The organism is Pelagibacterium limicola (assembly GCF_015694405.1).
Lineage (GTDB): Bacteria > Pseudomonadota > Alphaproteobacteria > Rhizobiales > Devosiaceae > Pelagibacterium > Pelagibacterium limicola.
The window spans coordinates 599,653-616,880 of the sequence record NZ_JADQDB010000001.1 but is presented as its reverse complement, the minus strand read 5'-3'; the positions used below and the strand labels follow the sequence as shown (position 1 = coordinate 616,880).

16 protein-coding genes and 2 pseudogenes are annotated in these 17,228 nt (G+C 58.7%); 8 read left to right on the top strand and 10 right to left on the bottom strand.

All coding sequences use genetic code 11. The features are described from left to right. Positions 1 to 88 (top strand): annotated as a pseudogene (locus I2G20_RS02970) (IS481 family transposase); the annotation flags it as partial. A gap of 144 nt (positions 89 to 232) precedes the next feature. Here the strand turns inward: I2G20_RS02970 and I2G20_RS02965 are convergent. From I2G20_RS02965 to I2G20_RS02925, 9 genes are all read right to left on the bottom strand, one after another. Further along, on the bottom strand, positions 233 to 1,375 hold the full coding sequence (locus tag I2G20_RS02965; RefSeq protein ID WP_246472771.1) for an amidohydrolase family protein: 1,143 nt from the start codon (positions 1,373 to 1,375) through the stop codon (positions 233 to 235). 515 nt (positions 1,376 to 1,890) lie between these two features. Further along, a complete protein-coding gene (locus tag I2G20_RS02960; RefSeq protein WP_196258170.1) occupies positions 1,891 to 3,231 on the bottom strand; it encodes a sensor histidine kinase in 1,341 nt (446 codons plus the stop codon). Then, positions 3,228 to 3,896 (bottom strand): response regulator, encoded by a 669-nt coding sequence (locus tag I2G20_RS02955; RefSeq protein WP_196258213.1) that lies wholly within the window; start codon positions 3,894 to 3,896, stop codon positions 3,228 to 3,230. The genes I2G20_RS02960 and I2G20_RS02955 overlap by 4 nt, the downstream gene beginning before the upstream one ends. Positions 3,897 to 4,557: 661 nt before the next feature. Beyond that, the gene (locus I2G20_RS02950; RefSeq protein WP_196258169.1) at positions 4,558 to 5,559 is read right to left on the bottom strand and encodes an NAD-dependent epimerase/dehydratase family protein; all 1,002 of its coding nucleotides are present in this window, start codon (positions 5,557 to 5,559) and stop codon (positions 4,558 to 4,560) included. Next, positions 5,552 to 6,124 (bottom strand): TetR family transcriptional regulator, encoded by a 573-nt coding sequence (locus I2G20_RS02945; RefSeq protein WP_196258168.1) that lies wholly within the window; start codon positions 6,122 to 6,124, stop codon positions 5,552 to 5,554. Before I2G20_RS02945 ends, I2G20_RS02950 begins: the two co-directional genes overlap by 8 nt. 218 nt (positions 6,125 to 6,342) lie before the next feature. Beyond that, positions 6,343 to 6,690, bottom strand: coding sequence for an ethanolamine utilization protein (locus I2G20_RS02940; RefSeq protein WP_196258167.1), 348 nt, complete (start codon positions 6,688 to 6,690; stop codon positions 6,343 to 6,345). A 511-nt stretch (positions 6,691 to 7,201) separates the two neighbouring features. Continuing rightward, positions 7,202 to 7,963: a class I SAM-dependent methyltransferase gene (locus I2G20_RS02935; RefSeq protein WP_196258166.1), complete on the bottom strand. Its 762-nt coding sequence runs from the start codon at positions 7,961 to 7,963 to the stop codon at positions 7,202 to 7,204. Beyond that, positions 7,960 to 8,739 (bottom strand): ATP-binding cassette domain-containing protein, encoded by a 780-nt coding sequence (locus tag I2G20_RS02930; RefSeq protein ID WP_196258165.1) that lies wholly within the window; start codon positions 8,737 to 8,739, stop codon positions 7,960 to 7,962. Before I2G20_RS02930 ends, I2G20_RS02935 begins: the two co-directional genes overlap by 4 nt. Then, complete coding sequence (locus tag I2G20_RS02925) at positions 8,736 to 9,152, bottom strand: ABC transporter substrate-binding protein (RefSeq protein ID WP_196258164.1); 417 nt, start codon at positions 9,150 to 9,152, stop codon at positions 8,736 to 8,738. The genes I2G20_RS02930 and I2G20_RS02925 overlap by 4 nt, the downstream gene beginning before the upstream one ends. A 111-nt stretch (positions 9,153 to 9,263) precedes the next feature. On the opposite strand from I2G20_RS02925, the gene I2G20_RS02920 reads away from it, so the two are divergent. From I2G20_RS02920 to I2G20_RS02885, 7 genes and pseudogenes are all read left to right on the top strand, one after another. Further along, positions 9,264 to 9,659: a hypothetical protein gene (locus tag I2G20_RS02920; protein ID WP_196258217.1), complete on the top strand. Its 396-nt coding sequence runs from the start codon at positions 9,264 to 9,266 to the stop codon at positions 9,657 to 9,659. After that, positions 9,655 to 9,853: pseudogene (locus I2G20_RS02915) on the top strand (integrase core domain-containing protein); the annotation flags it as partial. The gene I2G20_RS02920 and the pseudogene I2G20_RS02915, both read left to right, overlap by 5 nt. A gap of 682 nt (positions 9,854 to 10,535) precedes the next feature. Next, positions 10,536 to 11,414, top strand: a complete 879-nt coding sequence (locus I2G20_RS02905) for a hypothetical protein (RefSeq protein WP_246472769.1) — start codon at positions 10,536 to 10,538, stop codon at positions 11,412 to 11,414. After that, positions 11,411 to 12,283 (top strand): HesA/MoeB/ThiF family protein, encoded by an 873-nt coding sequence (locus I2G20_RS02900; RefSeq protein ID WP_196258163.1) that lies wholly within the window; start codon positions 11,411 to 11,413, stop codon positions 12,281 to 12,283. The genes I2G20_RS02905 and I2G20_RS02900 overlap by 4 nt, the downstream gene beginning before the upstream one ends. Before the next feature lie 5 nt (positions 12,284 to 12,288). Further along, complete coding sequence (locus I2G20_RS02895; protein ID WP_196258162.1) at positions 12,289 to 13,485, top strand: hypothetical protein; 1,197 nt, start codon at positions 12,289 to 12,291, stop codon at positions 13,483 to 13,485. After that, entirely contained in the window at positions 13,472 to 14,584 is a 1,113-nt protein-coding gene (locus I2G20_RS02890; protein WP_207747505.1) for a GNAT family N-acetyltransferase, read from the top strand. Before I2G20_RS02895 ends, I2G20_RS02890 begins: the two co-directional genes overlap by 14 nt. Then, on the top strand, positions 14,581 to 15,552 hold the full coding sequence (locus I2G20_RS02885) for a nitroreductase family protein (RefSeq protein ID WP_196258160.1): 972 nt from the start codon (positions 14,581 to 14,583) through the stop codon (positions 15,550 to 15,552). The genes I2G20_RS02890 and I2G20_RS02885 overlap by 4 nt, the downstream gene beginning before the upstream one ends. Here I2G20_RS02885 and I2G20_RS02880 read toward each other — a convergent pair. Beyond that, positions 15,539 to 17,227, bottom strand: coding sequence for a c-type cytochrome (locus I2G20_RS02880; RefSeq protein ID WP_196258159.1), 1,689 nt, complete (start codon positions 17,225 to 17,227; stop codon positions 15,539 to 15,541). The two genes, I2G20_RS02885 and I2G20_RS02880, sit on opposite strands and share 14 nt — an antisense overlap. Between the last annotated feature and the right edge of the window lies 1 nt (position 17,228).

Sequence of the window (17,228 nt, the reverse complement as noted above, 5' to 3'; positions counted from 1 at the left end):
TGAATGGGAACGCTTCTACAACTTCGCAAGGCCTCACGGCGCGTTCAACGGAAAAACCCCTTACGAGGTGCTGCGCGAAAAACTATAATCTCAAAAGAAGATGTCCCGAAAGCACCTGCAGCTTACATGCCAAACAGCTGCCGAGTTGCCTTCCCTGAGATTTTGCGATGCGGGTCGCAAAGAACATTGAAATCTGCGACCGGCCATCTGCGGCGCCGCGCGAGCAGATGCGTCAGACCTTTATGCCGAACAGGCGTTCCGCATTCCGGAACGCGATCTTTTCCTTGTCTTCGCGAGGTAGATCGACCGCCCGGAACCATTCGGTCTGCTGCTTCATGTCTGCAAAGGGATAGTCGGTGGCGAACATCACGCGATCCACGCTGATGTACCGCAGAAGCAGGTGAAGCAGTTCGTCCTGTGGGAAAGCGCTGGTGGTGTACCAGAAATTGTCGCTGAAGTACTGCATTATCGGCTTCTGCAAGGAACGCCCGGTCACCATGGTGAATTCTTCTTCGAAGCGCTTGTAGAAGAAGGGAAGCCCCTCGCCCATATGGCCGATGATGACCTGCAATCCTGGAAACCTGTCGAACGCTCCAGTCAGGATCATGCGGAGGCTTTGGGTGAGTACCTCCTGGTGCCACCCGTACCCTGATCCACTGAAAAGGTAGTCTTGAAACTCGGTATCCTCTCCATTGTGCGAGGTCCGATAGTAAATATCGAGCACTTCCTTGGGGGGATAGCCCGGATGAAGATATATAGGAGCGTTGAGCGCCTCAGCGCGTTCAAGGAGCGGTTCGAAGTCTGGGTGATCCAAGAATTTCGTGCCTATGAATCCATTGGTCATGGCTCCCACGAAGCCATCTTCGCGAACGGCGCGTTCCAGTTCGTCCGCTGATGCTTCAGGATCCTGCAGAGGCAGGGTCGCAAAGGCCTGGTAACGCCCGGGGTAGGTGGCGATCGGACCGGTTGCGATCATCTTGTTGAGACGATAGGCCAAGTCGATCCCTTGCTCCCTAGGAAGGTCCTGAACGCCTGGCGTATGTGCCGAGAGAATGGCGACGTTCAATCCTGCATCATCCATCGCAGCGAGGCGGCCAGGGCCTAAGTCGGCGAGACCGATTTCCTCGAGGAACTGCTTGTGCTCATCGTTGATCGCGTTCAACTTCATCAATTCCTCGGTGGAGTAGGTTTCCTCAGCGCCGATGAACTTTAGATTCTGGTCTCGCAAAGCGATGGCTGAAGGGTCAGCTGCGGCTGCGCGGGTGACAATGGCAGGCGCGGCGAACCCTGCGCCAACACCAAGTGCGGCCGCGCCACTCAGAAAGCTGCGGCGTCCCATCGCCTGGCGCTGTTGGGGTTTTTCGGTCGGTTCCATTTCAGTTCATACTCCGATGTTGCGTTGTGAAGTTGGGGCAGCTTTCGCTTCGCAAAGACTTCAATTCGGTCCACGGATGTCTTTGCCAGGGCACCACCGTTCTGCTGTTGATGCTGAAACGAACGTTGTCTGCAGCACCGACCTTTGAGCCCCAAGATTGCGGGAACGTTGTGCGTCGGCGGTGATCAGTGAGGAAATGGAGGGTCAACGGGAGCCTCACACCGCCGTTGTGCTAATCACGCAGAGACGTCCCCGGGGTTTTCGATTGAGATTTGGCGCTGACGAATTTTTGTGGGGTTATGATGGAAAGCACGGTTTGAGCTTTCGACAAGTCGCCAGCGGTCGGCGACTTGAGCCGCAATGGGCAAGGCCCTCGCGATCGTTTCGTCGGGGCCGCCGCCATGATCTTTAGTGATGATCGATATCGAGGGCTGGTCGACGAGGCCAGTTCTGGAAGTTTCTAGTGCTCGATCCAAAGGGACGAGCCGACGACGCTCCAGATCGTAAGAAACGCCCTATTCAGCGAGCAGAGGTAAGCAGACCTCAAAAAGGGCACCTCCACCAGAAGCGTCGCCCACTGTGACGCGCCCATTGTGTCGCTCTACAATATCGCGGACGAGCGCAAGCCCCAGCCCGACGCCCTGGTCGAGCGGGGTTACCCTCCCGAAGGGTTCAAATATCAGGTCGCGATACTCCTCCGGAATGCCCGGACCTGTATCGGCGACCCTCAACGTGGCGTCCGAGCTGACTGTGACGCTGATTGTCGAGCTTTCGCCCGCATGAACGACAGCGTTCTGGATGAGGTTCAGCAGAGCCCGAGATAGCGAGGGCGGATCGCAGAGGACCGGAACGTTCTCGGTCTCGGCGTGGAAGACAATCGTGCTGCCCGCCGCAATGACCACGGGCGCCATGTCAGCAGCAACCTCTGTCGCGAGATCGACGAGGTTTATGCTTTGAAACTGCGGAACTTCGGCCTCGAGGCGCTCGAGATCGAGCAACTGATTGGCGAGATTGCCGAGGCGCGCAACATCCAGCATAAGTTTCCCCTGTTGCTCGTTGCCCTGCATCAGCTCCAACCGTGCTTGCAGGATGGCAATAGGGGTACGCAACTCATGGGCGGCGCCGGCAATAAACCGATGGCGGCGTTCGATCCCGTCGTCGAGGCGCTGCAGGGCTGCATTCACCGCGCGAACCAGCGAATGGAGCTCGCCGGGCACCCGCTCCATCGACAGCCTGATCCCACGCCGCTGAAAATCGATCTTGTCGGCATCGAGTGCGACCTGATCGATGCCGCGCAGTTCCCCACGCACGATCCGCGGAATGATGAGAAACGAGACAAGGGTCAGGAGAACGAGAAGGCCGACGAATACCGGGTTGCCGAACGCGGAACGTATGCCGATCTCTGGACCATTCCCAACGACGATCCAGATTCGCCCCATCTCCCCGTCGTGGCGCCTTAGGAGTGCGACCCCATCCTCATTCGGACCCAGGCCAGAAATATTGGCCGAGCGTACGGTCTTGAGCGCCTCAACGATTGTCAGTAGCCGATCTGGGATTTCGCCAAACTGCACTGAATGGCCATTTGAATCGAGCGCGTAGAACCACAAATTGGGATAGTGGGTCGCGTCCTCTGCGAGGTCGCCCCCCATGACGAGTTGCCATGTGTCGTCCTCCCCCACCACGATGGCGTTGGCAATGTCATCGATAATATCGGTGTCGTAACGCAGGTCCTCGGTGAGAAAATTGTAGATTGGAACTGCGGCAATGGCAGTGAAGGCAATAAGCACCAGGGCCTGCATGATCACGACCCGCCAGGTGAGGCGAACGCGCAGGGAAATGGATCCCCAAAGGCTCATGGCGCCGCTTTCAAGAGATATCCGAGCCCACGTATCCCGTGAATCTCAACGCCCGCTGAGGCTAGCTTCTGCCGAAGCCTCGAGATGTGAGAATCAAGTGTGTTGGAGGCGATCTCGTCGTCATAGCCATACACTGCCTCCTCAATTGCGGAGCGAGGAACAGTCCGCCCGGCGCGCCGCACCAGAATTTCGAGTGCCAGCAATTCCCGCCGCGGAAGATCAAGGGGCACGCTGTCAATGTAGGCCTGCCGCTCAGTCAAGTTGAAAGACAACCTTGCAACATTGACCAGGCTGGCTTCCAGCTGAGCGGGCCGCCGCATGACAGCGCGAAGCCTTGCCAGGAGTTCAGCTACGGAAAATGGCTTAGCGAGATAGTCATCCGCCCCGTTATCAAGGCCAGCGATTCTCTGATCTGGGGAACCGAGAGCGGAGAGGACGACTACCGGTATGCCGGAGCGCTCCTTGCGCAGTAGTGGAATGAGCGCGAGCCCATCGCCATCGGGCAATCTGCGATCCAGCAGCACTGCGTCGTGAATGCCGCTTAGACAGGCTTCCTTCGCAAGTTCGAGGGTCCGTACGTGATCGACCAATATGTCCTGTCTGCCGAGCGCGACGGTCATCAGGTCTGCCATCTCCCGTTCGTCTTCGACCAACAAAATCCGCACGCAAAGCCCCTTCAGTTTTGCGACATCTCTATCAAGCAAACATTGCCGCAGGGTGGCAAGAAATTCAGACCGGGGCCTTTCACGAGAGGGGGTGGTACAGCTTCCTTGCGCCGACCGCCCGGCGAGTAAAGCTCCAACTCTCCATGCGTGGAACCGCTCGGCAATTCTAATGAAACCGGGAAACATGCTGCCACGCTTTCCTTCGGAGCTTCCGTAACGCTTCACGGCGCGCCGTCGATCGTTTTGCAACAGGAAGAAGGGACGTCTTCGCCGGTGTCGTCAGTGGCCTCGGCCTAGTCTATCCCGGGGTCGGACCAGAGATCGCGATGCTGCATGAGGAAGGCCGCCTAATGGTATAGACCATCTCCGACGAAACGGCGATCAGCACCTTCTTCCGTATTACAAAATCGGAAGGGATCCTCCCAGCGCTCGAAAGTTCCCATGCACTCGCCTCCGCGATCAAGCTGGCCGAGCGCCGCCCTTCCCCGGAAAGCGTCTTGGTGAACCTGTCCGGCCGGGGCGACAAGGACGTCGATTTCGAACTGAAGGAATTTCGGAACCCTACGATCTCGAAAGCTAGTCTGTCGCCGTCCATCCGGGATTCAATCCCGCCTCGGAGACGATAGTGGTCTTTCAGTAAGGCACTCCGAAACGTTTCCATTCAAGCCCAGGCCGGAACGTTGCCTCGGGGCGTCCCATCCCTTAGCTCATCCAGCCCTTCCTCCCAGCCAACAATCGGCAAATAGCCGATTTCCTGTTTGGCCTTGGAGATATCGAGCGTGATCTCAACAGCACTCGTCGCATATTCCTGAAAGCTCAGAGGTCCGTGCAGACGGCCTCCGGACAGACGATAAAGACGATCGCCAACTCGCGCCAGCAGGCGCAGAACGGGGCGCGGCACTGATTTGTCAGGGGGCGATATTCCCTGTGTCGCGAGCAGACCTGTCACAGTATCCCTAAATGACCGTGCCGGACCGTCGCAGATATGATAGATTTCACCGGCCCGCCCATTGGTGAGGGCCAGATCGACCGCATGGCACAGATTGCCTACATGCGTTGTGGAAGAAAGGTAATCTCCGCCGGAGATCCAGGCGAATTGCCCGCTTCGCACCATGTCCACGAGGGTGGGCAGGGCTGTGGTGTCATCGCGTCCCCATAGCATACGGGGTCGAAGGACGATCACGTCCATAGCGTCACTGTTCCCTTTCAGCGCGACTTTCTCCGCTTCGGCCTTGCCGGTGGAATAGGCTCCCGCATGACGTACTGGGACAGGATGGCTCTCGTGAACGTCACGCAGGGGATGGCCGTCCTGAAGCACCGAGTCCGAACTGATGTGCACCAGGCGTTGGATGCCCGCAATTGAGGCGGCGGCGATCACGGTTTCTGTACCACGGACGTTGTCTTCATAAGCGACGCGTCCAGGCCCGTGGTCGAGGTTGGCGGCCGCGTGAACCAGTTCTGTCGCCCCGACCAAGAGCGGTGAGAGGCTATCGCGCAGCATGTCACCTCGAACCGCGGTGGCTCCCAATTCTGTGACTATCGCCGCGCTTCGGTCGCTGCGCGCGAGCCCTGTCACGCGATGACCGGCATTCGTGAAATGGCGAATGAGGTTTCGCCCCACATAGCCGCTCGCGCCGGTGACAAAGATATGCCGTTCAGTCACTCGAATTCTCCCCGATGAGTGTGCCTGTTCGGGCAAACGTTGTTATATCGTTGAGGATTTCAGCGCGTTCGGTCTCGTTCCAGGCGACCAATTCCATGTGCTGCTGGAACTTGAATCCTTCCAGAGCAAGCCACGCCAGCCGTGTCGTGCGGGCATCGGCTGCGGCCTCAATCAGCCCTTCGCGCAATTTCTGCTGGTTTGCTCGAAATTCATTACGAAGCGCTTCATCCTGCATCAGTGCAGAGATCAGCCCAAGAACCGCGGCGTTGCCTCCATTGGCCCACGGCGTTCGCTTGGCAGCTTCGATCCTGCCGAGCAGCGGAGCATCCGCCTGCCCGGCAAACCCCGCTTCGCAACTCTCATTGAACGCGTTGTCAGCGTTGATCGTCCGTGCGACGAGGGCAGCCAGAAGATTCCGTTTGCTGGTATGCTCGTAAAGCACGGTCGCCTTGGAGACCCCGGCCTCTTTCGCAACAGCGCCAAGACTCAAGACTCCGTCGCGGGCAATCACTCGCTCCACGGCATCAAGAATATCTTCCTGATCATGCATTCGGGGTCGGGGCACGCAATCCTCCCTGTTTATTTCCGATCGGTTGGAAATAAACAGGGCATGTTAATCTGTCAAGAAGTTCCCCGCCATGCTCAGGGGCCTCAATCGCGGATAATCCGACTTCCGCACCTGCGGTGGCACTCAGGACTTTGGTTTGACGTTCACGCCGGGCGCCCAAGGCATCGGACCTCTCTTTTAGGGGCTGAGGCCGGCCGTGTTCGTTCCGCGATATCCTATTCCGCTTCTGACCAGTGAGGATACGTGACATAGGCTGTCAGCGCTCCTTCTGCGTGGGAGCGAAGGACCACAGCGTTCCCCTTCGGCATATAGATAATTTCGCCGGGACCCGCAGTCAGCGTCTCGCCGTCGGCTTCAACCGACACCCTTTCTTCCAGGACCACCATGACGTCATCGACGACGATATTGGTCTTCAGGACCTGGTTGGGGCCATACCTTCCATACCCGACCGTGACCGGACCCCCCTGCTGTTGATCCGCCAAGTTCGCGGCAAAGATGTCGGCGTCCTGTCCGGGCGAGCGTTCGAATCTGGCATCGGCTGGTTCAAATCTAAGGACTTTCATATCTTTTCCTTTCTGAGTTTCGGTGCAGTTACAGGTTCAACTCGTTCGAGATCGGTGCCGCCCGCGATGACGGCTGAGACGATCTCCATCGGCGGCGTCCGGGCACGCGTTGGAAACCGAAACCGACGTCGATCATCGCAACGTGTCCGGAGGCGAGCGTCAGACCGTGACACTACGTGCCGGCGAGCCAATCATCGAAGAGAGGTGTTGGGCACTCCTCGATCGCGCGCGGCTTGATGCCGGGCTTCCGCCGGTTCGTCGTGGGCGGCTGCTCCGATTGACCCTTCGCGTCAACGTGGCCGACGGCGCTTGGCATTTCCACTGGCTATCGCGGAGGACGGCCACGTCGCGGACGCGGCTTTGAATCCTCTGGGATTACCATGCTGCTGTCGCGCCAGGAACCCTTCCTCTCTATCCGACTGCAAAACCTCGCCCAACTGCTTCGGCGAATCCGGGCAAGACCCTGCCCGCCGCCAGCTGCAACAACAGACAGGGATTGGTGTTTACACGTCTACCGCACGGCATAGAGCACGTAGTCGTCGAAATATTGCCAGATTGTACCGGTTTCGCGAAAGCCAGCGCTACGCAGGGTGGTGAGATGATAGCCCAGGCTCACATGGGGCTGTGGGCCTTTGCCTTCCCAGACGATGTCACGTCGGGCGACTGCATCCTGATAGGCCGGATTGGCTTTTACCGCATCCCACCAGGCATCCCATGTATCGACCCCACTGTCGAAGGCAATCTTCTGGTTGTTCTTGTCGTCTTCTGCAGAAATCCTATGGAGGACGGGCTGGGTAACATCATCATATTTGAGATGATCGGCATTGAGAAAAATGCCGCCCTCCCTGACCTTGGATGAAAGGGTGAAGTAAAGCCGGGCAAGCGCATCGGGCGCCAGCCAGTGCAGTGCGGTCGACGAGACGACGGCATCGAACTGGCCGCCAATTGCCTCCAGCCAGGCGGTCTGGTCGAGATCTTCGTCGTGCACTTCGACGTTGTCACGGCCTGCAAAGCTTTCAGTGGCAATCGCTAGCAGGACTGGGTCCTTGTCGACCGCAACGATTTGTGCGCCTGGCAAGAGTTTGAGAAGAGCGGCGCTGGTCGAACTGGGGCCACAGGCAAGGTCGAGGATGCGCGGGCTGTCACCACAGTGACGAGCAATGGTCTCTGCCATAATCGCAAAGCGCTGATCGCGATGCTTGATATAGGCGGTCTGTTGGGCATCCCATCTGGCCAACAGGTCGTGTGCAGTGGGTAACGGCAGATCGTTCATGATGAAGTCTCCATGATAGGGGGTGTGTCGGCAAAAACCAGGTGCTGGCGCCCGGCTGGGGTTACGATACATGTTGTTGCAATTCCATAAGTCTTGGCCACGCGCTGGGGCGTGAGCACCGCTTCGGGTGCGCCGAGGGCCAGCAGACGGCCGGCTTCGATGAAGCCCACGCGGTCGCAATAGCGGGCGGCGAGGTTGAGATCGTGAATAACGATGAGCGTGGCGAGCCCGAAGCTTTTCACCAGCGCCAGAATCTCATGCTGGAAAGCGAGATCGAGATGATTTGTAGGTTCGTCGAGAAGAAGATGGTCGGCGCCCTGACACAGGGCGCGGGCGATCAGCGCGCGCTGAATTTCGCCGCCCGACAGGCATCGAACCGGTGCATTGGCCATGGTTGCTAGGCCAACCCGAGTGATCGCGTCAGTAATCGCATGCTCGTCCTCCCCCGGCCCGGAGCCAAACCAGGCCTGGCGTGGCAATCTCCCCAGCGCGACTACTTCATGGACGCTCTGGTCGGGGTCGAGCATCTGACTCTGGGACACGACGGCCACACGACGTGCAACCGCCCGGCGCGAGAGGGTTGAAAGGGGGGAGCCATCGAGGTGGATTGCACCGCCGTGAGAAACGGCACCATAAAGGCTGCGCAGCAGCGTGCTCTTGCCGGCCCCATTGGGGCCAACAATGCCCATGACCTGCCCGTTCTCGACGGCAAGGCTCACACTATCGAGCAGCAGCCGGCCATTGCGGGAGACCTTGATGGCCTCGGCAGTGATCACGGCAGATCGGCCAGTTGCGCAGCCAAAGCGCTTGCGCCCCTGAGCGAAAACGGCGACGGCGGATCGGTATATTCGAACGGCAGAGTCACCACCCGGCCGCTCTTGACCGCCTCGAAATTCTCGACGCCGGCCACTTTCTGGAAATCGGCAAGTACCGCGTCGGGGGTGCCATTGGAATAGAGCAGCACGATCACATCCGGGTTCTTGCCCAGAAGCTCTTCGGTGGCAGCCTCGAACACGCGCTCATCGGTCTCGCCATAGACATTGTGAAGGCCGGCCGCGGCGAAAACCGGCGTCACCATGGAGCGAGCGCCATAGGGGTAAAGTGTTTGTCCGCCGCCCCCTACATAAAGCGCAAAGCCGGTGCGAGGGTCGGCAGCGGTGTCTATCTCTGCAACATCGGCTCTGAGCACGGCGACGCGCTCGGCGTTTCCGTCGTCAAATGAAAAGCCCTAGCGCGCGAAGCGGATCGTTATTCCATCTTTCGGTAATGTAATAACATTATATGCGCAAGCGAATATCGGTTGGCCGCCGGCCTTCTTGCCAGGATGGGCCTGATTGGCAGCGCCACTCGCTACGTGACGAAGAAGTACCTATTTCTTGTTTCTGGCGCTGCTGCACAAACGCTGCGTTCAATATCCCACGTCTATCGGCCTGCGGATCGCTACGGCCCGCTTGCACATCTGCAAGCGATACGGAAGGCGTGCTGGGAGGACCAGGAGATCGAAACCGGCTATCGCGATCAAGCGGGCACCTTGAACTTCGGCTCAACCGCATCGGACCGAAGATACTTGCGAATGGCATTCCGGGACAGGCCGGTGCACCGTGAAATCACCCGGATTGAAAAACCGTCCAGGAAATGCCAGCGCCGGATAACGCTCAAAAACGCCATGTCCAATACTCCTCAAACTCCCGCCTAAAACGAGCAGCTTCATCGAAGCCTTCAATAGCAAGTTCCGGTCGGAATGCCTGAACCCACTGGTTCACGAGCCTTGACGACGCCCGCGTGAAAATGGAGGATTGGTGTAGAGACTACAATGAGGTTCGGCCTCACTCGGCGATCGGATACAACGACCCGATTGCCTTGCAGAATGCAGTCAGCCCGCCATCGTGACAGAAGCCGGAAAACTCCAGCCACCGGCGCTCCAAAGTTCGGGATCAGAGCAATCAAACCCCGGATTCTCCAATTGGCTGGAGGAAATACGGGGCTCCGGTCAGATTGACAAACTAGATCAAATGCTTTTCACCCATGACGTCGGCATATTGTTATCAGTTAGCAGACGACTGGTTGGCTCGTTCCCTGCCGGCCCCGACACATCAGAAACCGCTGCCGCTGCTACCTTACTCGATCATAGATCATGGCAAGTTTGCCCAGCTTACCTACGTTCTTACGCGCAAGCGTCCCCTGATCGCATCGGGCCGTCAACAAACAAGCGCTCGCGAGTCCCAGCAATCTCGGGGTCAATCTTCCGATAAAGCCGGTCGATCATGTCGACCGTGCGAAGCGACTTTATCATGCTCACGTTGCTGTTGATGAGAAAGAAGCCTTCGCCAAGCTGTTCCAGGTCGGCAATGACTTGTTCTGCTGGCAAGTTCAGAAAGCTTCCGTTTGGCCTTTGTTGTCGCAACCTTTTTTGGAGAAAAACCAATATCCACCTTTCGCACGTTGCCCTGGGGGATACTTTTGGTTGAACAAATACGCTATCCACCTCGGCACTGCATCCTATAAAAAATGGTTGGTCAGCTTGGATAGGCATTACCTCGATCTAACTCTTCCAGTCGGCCAGGGCCGTCGTATGCGCATCGTGGAGAGGCCCGGTCTCTGGATGGCGCCGGAACAGTTGGCGGCTTTGATCGGACAATTGCGGACGATTGCCTCGCGCACACTTGGCGCCAAGGATCTCCAATACGGCATATTTTCCGGGGATCGCGAGCGGCTCGAAGTGAGCTTCATCACGCTTGTCACCGACAAGAGAACCGGGGCACCCATCGCCTTCAACGCCTTGCCGGTGATCCCGCTCGAGTTGGATGGGCGATCGGTCGAACTGGTTCATCTAGGGCTCGTGATGGTCGATCCGGACCAGCGCAGCAAGGGGCTGTCCTGGGTGCTCTACGGGCTGACCTGCTTCCTGCTGTTTATCCGCAATCAGTGCCGCCCAATCTGGGTTTCGAACGTCACCCAGGTGCCAGCGATCGTCGGCATGGTCACCGAGACCTTTTCCGAGGTTTATCCCGACCCAGAAAGGAACACGCCCCGTAAATTCCGCCAGCTGGTGCTCGTGCGCCAGATCATGCGTGCCCATCGTCATGTCTTTGGGGTGGGCGAGGAGGCCGATTTCGATGAGCAGAACTTCATCATAACCAATTCCTATACCGGTGGCTCGGACAACCTGAAAAAGACTTTCGAGGCAGCGCAGAAGCATCGACGCGCCATCATCAACGACTATTGCCAGGCCAATCTCGATTACGACCGCGGTGATGATGTGATCCAGATCGGCAAGCTCGATCTGGCCGCCGCGCGCCGGTATCTCACCGAAATGGTGCCTAAAGGCGCGCTGGGCCTCGTGGGCATTGCCGTCACCATGGCGCTGTTGCAGCGCGCTGTCCTGCCGGTCATCCAATGGCTCGATGCGGATCGCGAATTTGGGCGTTTGCGTCCGAGGAGCAGGTCATGAGTTTTTCCTACGCCGAATTCACCAACCGCAATCTCGGCTTCGTCACTGCCGAAGAGCAGGAGAAGCTGCGTGAAGCGACGGTCTTTGTCTGCGGCACCGGCGGAATGGGCGGCGCCGCAGTGCTGGCCCTGGCGCGCGCAGGGATTGGCAAGCTCATCCTCGCCGATATCGACACATTCGAAATCGGCAATATGAACAGGCAGGTCTTCGCCTTCACCAATACCGTCGGTCAGCACAAGGCGGAGGCCACCGAGGCGCTGATCAGGACCATCAATCCCCAGATCGAAACGATCGTCTACAAGGACGAATGGCCAGGTCATGCCATTGCCAGTATCGAGGCCAGTTCAGTCACCATCAACGGCACCGACGATCTGGCGGCAAGCCTCTTGCTCTATCGCAGCGCCCGTGCAGCCCATAGGCCAGTGATCGACGCCTATGCCTCCTCTCTGCCTTCGGTCTATGTCACGCGACCCGGTGAACCTATGCCGGAAGAACGGCTCCACTATCCGACCATCGGCACTTCATGGGACGAACTCACCGTCGAGCAGCGGAACGAGGCCTTCATGCGCGAGATCGAGCATGTCATGGTGCATTCCTCGGCCCGCAAGTATATCGATCTCGCCATGGCCGGCGAAATGGCAGCGGGAAAGCGCAAGCGCATGTCTTTCGCCCCAATGGTTATTACAACCGGCATGCTGATGGCCTATGAGACCATCGCCCTGATCTTGGGCCAACAGACCAGGACAGACTGCCGCGGCTGGTTCTTCAACCCCTATGAGGGCAAGGTTGAACGACCTTTGCCATTCTGGCTATCGGCCGTTGTCACGCCGATTGCCCGGCGCCAAATCGCCAAGCTGGTGAAGACGTGATCGCAATGCATTCTTTGCTTGCCGATAGTGTCGTCTCCGCCGCGGCCCTTGCAGGGACACTCGCCGCCTTGGCGGTCGTCCGCATGCGCCCCGATCGTGACGGACTGGCAGGTCGCTTCATCTTTGTTCTCACCCTGGTGTCGCTGGTTCTGGCAATGCGGCTACTGTCCTGGAATATCCATCAGGGGATATTTGAAACTCTGACGCGGCTTTTCGCTGCCTGGATCCCCCTGAGCGCTCTGCTCGTTCTGGAAGGGCTGCAGCGTCGCCACGCGCCACGCTTGCTGAAACAGATGACCCTCGCCGGAGGCGGGTTGTTTTCTTTACTGGCCTTTTTCAGCGGCGATCTCGGCTTTCCGCTCTATGCCCTGTTGGCATTCCAGCTTGCCAGCTTCGCTGCAATCTACGTGTTGGCATTTACCAGCCGCAATATGGGCTTGACCGAGCATGAACAGCGGGTCATCGGGCGCATTCGCTTCGCACTGCCGGTACTCGTCATTTTCCTCGCCAGCGACTATGGCGTTTTTGAAGACGTCTTGCCTATTCGGGCCTCCGGTGTCGCCATACTGTTCTTTTGTTGGATGGCTATCAGTTCGGCTAATGGCACCACCGGGCGCAAGGATGCCGCCGTCGCCTTCGTCGTCACAGCTGTGCTAGGGGCGGTCGTCGGCATAAGCGCAACCGCAATGGCCCAGATGGGCTGGACCTTCGCAGTGCAGATATCGGCCATGGCCCTGTGCACCGGCATTCTCGCGCTGGTTCTCAATGAAACCGTAGGCGCTTTCGCCGTGACGCGACGTAATGACATCCTGATTGCTTTGGCCGCGGCCGATACCACTTCGGTAAGAGCCTTCATAACGTCGGTCACTGCGGCATCGGCACTCGGAGGCTCAACGTTGCTCGACGAAAAGGAATTGACGCAGTTCGACATGACAATCCTACGATCAGCCTTCGCAACCCATCCGGTACTGCGACGTCGTGATCTTGTCCTGCTGGAGGAGGAAGCCCGCCAGCAACTCGACAGTCTTTTCGCAACTCACGATGCTACGCATCTTCTGATGTTATCTGCCGACCCGCTGCTTCTTGTCGCTTCAGCTATGCCCTCGGTAGGGCGCAGTTCGGCCGTCGAAACCGAACTGGCGCTTGTACAGCGCATGGCGACGCTCGTCCCGAACCGGGAGATTGCCGATGGAACTGCGTGAAGGCGATTTCGCCGCATTCTTCGATACGCCCTTCGAAATCTATGGCGCGTCCTCGCTATATGTATCGCCGATGCGCTCTGACTTGCGACGCTTCTATAGTGTGGGCGACAATCCGCTGTTTCCTGTCGCTGGCAATTTTGCGCTTCTCACCGCACACCGCGACCGCAAGCCTGTCGGTCGTATCGGCGTCCATGTGCATCCGGCGTCCAACGCGGTGCACAAGACAAACACCGCCTATTTCGCCTATTTCGATTGCGCTGACGACGCGGAAGGAGCGCACCTGCTTTTGCAGGCAGCCGAGGGCTGGGCACGCCAGCGCGGGTTCGACACCCTTTCAGGTAACTTCAATCTGACTGCCATGCAACAGATCGGTGTCGTGACTGACGGTTTTGAAGCCGTCCCCTATGTCGATCAGGTCTATGGTCCTCCTCATGGTCCACGTCTGCTGAGGGAGAATGGCTACGAGCCCTATTTCCCAATGCGCACTTTCGAGGCGGAACTCGGATCTTTTGATCCCGATTCCATGCTTGGTCCGGCGCAACGTGAACTCCTGGCTTCGCCGGATTGGTCTTTTGCCCCCATGGGTCGCAAGGATATCCCGTCCCGTCTCGAAGAGGCCAGGCTGTTGCTCAATAGCGGCTTTGCCAACAACCCAATGTTCGTGCCGCTCACCAAAGAGGAGTTCGATTTCCAGGCCAGGGAATTGCGCTGGATAATCGACCCGCGCCTCACCTCGGTGCTCCATCATAAGGGTGAGCCAGCCGGGATCGTACTCGTTATTCCCGACCTCAATCCTTTCATCCGCGCCACGCGGTCACGCCTCTCCTGGACGACCCCCTGGCATTTTCTCGTCCATCGATTGCGGCGCGACCGGGCGCTCGTGGTCTATATGTCGGTCCGCAGTGACCTGCAGGGCAGGGGGGTAATGGGCGCCATGCTCGGCACTTTACTGCCCAGAATGCGGGACGCCGGCTACAAGAAGCTCGGCATTACCTGGATCTGGGACCATAACCACGGCAGCCTGCGACAGATGGAGCGTATCGGCGCCAAGCCCTTGCATCGCGTCCACCTCTTCCGCAAGTCGCTGACTACCTCATGACTCTGGATCTCGCCCTTCTCGCTGCGACCGCTAATCTTGCGCCGAGCGTCCACAATACACAACCGACGCGCTGGGCCCTCGGTGACGGGGCACTATGGCTCATGGCCGACCTTGCTCGTCAACTCCCGGTTGGCGATGCTTCGGGCCGAGACCTGCGCGTCTCTCTGGGAGCGGCCCTGGAAGGTACGATACTGGCCCTCGGCGAGCAGGGATTGTCCGCTCGCACCGTCGATTTGCCCGGCGATGGGGTTTCGGCGCGTCTAGAGCTTGGCGAGGGTGGCCCGAGGGACCTGCTCATTGAGCAGATGCCACAGCGCTGCACCTGGCGACGCGGCTTTGCAGCTTGCCCGGCCAGCCAGACCCAAGCCCTGGCTGAATGGGCACTTGTGCAAAGTGATATCACGCTGATCGGGAATCCGGCCGAAATCGAGGTTGTCTCCACGCTCAATGAGCGCACTAGCCTCGCCTTCTATCGTCAGGCGCCTTACCGCCGTGAGCTTGTCACCTGGATGCGGCTGGCCCCGACCGATGCCGGTTACGGCGCCGATGGGCTTTCGGCGGAGGCCATGGGCATGTCCCGCTTCGAGGCATTCGGCGCTGGCCTGGTGTTGGGTGACCCGGGTTTCTCTATACTCGACACGTTTGGACTTGTGGTCCCGTTGATATCGGAGAAGAGGCGGACTGCCAGTGCTGCTGCAGTTCTGTTATTTCATCGCCCTGAGGGAGAAAATCCAATCAACACAGGTCGCACGCTTTATCGGCGCCAGCTCGAGCTTTCAGCACTTGGCTTTCAGGTCTGGCCGATGTCCGTTCTGGCTGACGATCCGGAAAGCGCTGCCGAACTGAGTGCGCGCTATAGACTTCCCGCGAGCGATCGTCTGATCTCCGCTTGGCGGGTCGGCCCCGTGCCGGTGAGCGCCAAGTCCAGGCGCGAACGGCTGCCGGCAGAGGCGCTCATAACAACTTGAGGTATTCCAGCAGATCAGCCTTGTCTGGTTCGCTCATGGTGTCGAAGGGTTGTTTATGACCTTCTGCGCCCAATCCCGGCACCGTCGTGTCGATGCGTTCCGGCCGCGCCCAAGGCGTATAGCCTGAAGGGGTAGCCCAAACGTCTCCCTGTTGAACACCTGCAATACCGACCTTTTCGAGATCGAGCGCATGACCGCCGACATCAAATTCGATTGGGCGCTGGTTCGGACGCATCAGGTGCCAAAGCGTCGGCACACTGCCATTGTGCAGGTAGGGCGCGCTCGACCAAAGTCCGGTCAGCGGCTGCGCGACATAGTCAGGTGCCAAACGGCCCTGCAGCAAGCTATCGTAACCAAGTCCATTGACCATATCGACCGTCGCCTGGTCGAACATCTCGATATACGTCCTGTCGGTGCCCACGTCGCCTTGCCAGTTGGGGAAATTCACCAGCTCGGGACGCTCGATGTCGACGCTATAGCTTCCGTGGCAGGATGCGCAGGCCGCTGCATAAACCTGTCTGCCCCGTTCGGCTGCGTCGCGGTCGATCGGGCCCGGAAAGGGTTGCGGCCGATAGTTTTGGAGCCAGGCGAAAATGCGTTCCGCATCGTCTACATGCTGCGCGGCGGTCGCCGGACTAGTGCCCATGCTGGGTACGGTAAAGAATGCTGTCAGACCAGCCAACGCATTGATGTGCCCCTCGGTCAGGTCTTGGGCATGCATGTGCCGCTGTGGATCTTCCCCTGGTACGCCATAAGCGCCCGATGCCAGTAGCGACGAGCGCCAGATGCGGCCACCCAATTCCGGCACAGAGATTGGCGCGTTGACTTCGGCTAGGTGGTCATTGGCAAGAAGGCCGAACCGCGATTGCAGCGCCTGCAGCCCATTGGTTGCACCCATAGTGCTGACCTCAAACGGCAACAATCGTCCAATCTTGGCCTCCTGACTCGCGACGAGGCCGTCTACCCGTGGGAGGACCACACTGCGCAGCGCCAACCATTCGCGCCAATCGGTCTGAGGATAAAGCTTTTGCACAGCGGCCCAGATCAGGCCCTCATCCTCCGGTCTGTCACGTAGCGCTTTGTATAGTTCACTGACATAGCGTTCCAGATTGATCGAGCCATTGGGGGTGCCGAGCCAGACTGTCGACAGGTCGGGCTGCCCGCTTGCATCGTAGACTACGCTGGCATGGCAGGCTGCGCAGGACACATTGCTGATGGTTACCCCGATAGGCGGCAGCAGCCGGCTGGCAAATCCCAGATTCTGTCCGATTGGGGCATCCAGCTGCGGCACTGGCAAGCCATCGGGCCAATTGGCAATACGCGCCGGCGTGACAAATCCGTAGTCCTGAAAGATTCCGGCCACTGCTTCAGATGTAACCGTCTCAAGATCGCCGTTGCTGTGATAAAGCGCCAGCAGGGCGGTTGATAGTTTCCACGGCGCCGCAGAGACCTCGAGCGCTTCGGAACTCAACGCCGAAAAATCCCCGAAAGCAAAATAGATGGCCCCCCGTTGCTCGTCGCTCAGCCCCGCCTGATCGAACTCGGACAGGATGCCGGTCTGGGCCTGCAGCCTCCCCGAAAACATGCCGCTCGGGTCTCTATCAATCGCAATGCCGGCCCCGAAGCCCAGGATAGCCACGACGCAACCAGCATAAAGGAAAAATCGATGTTTCATT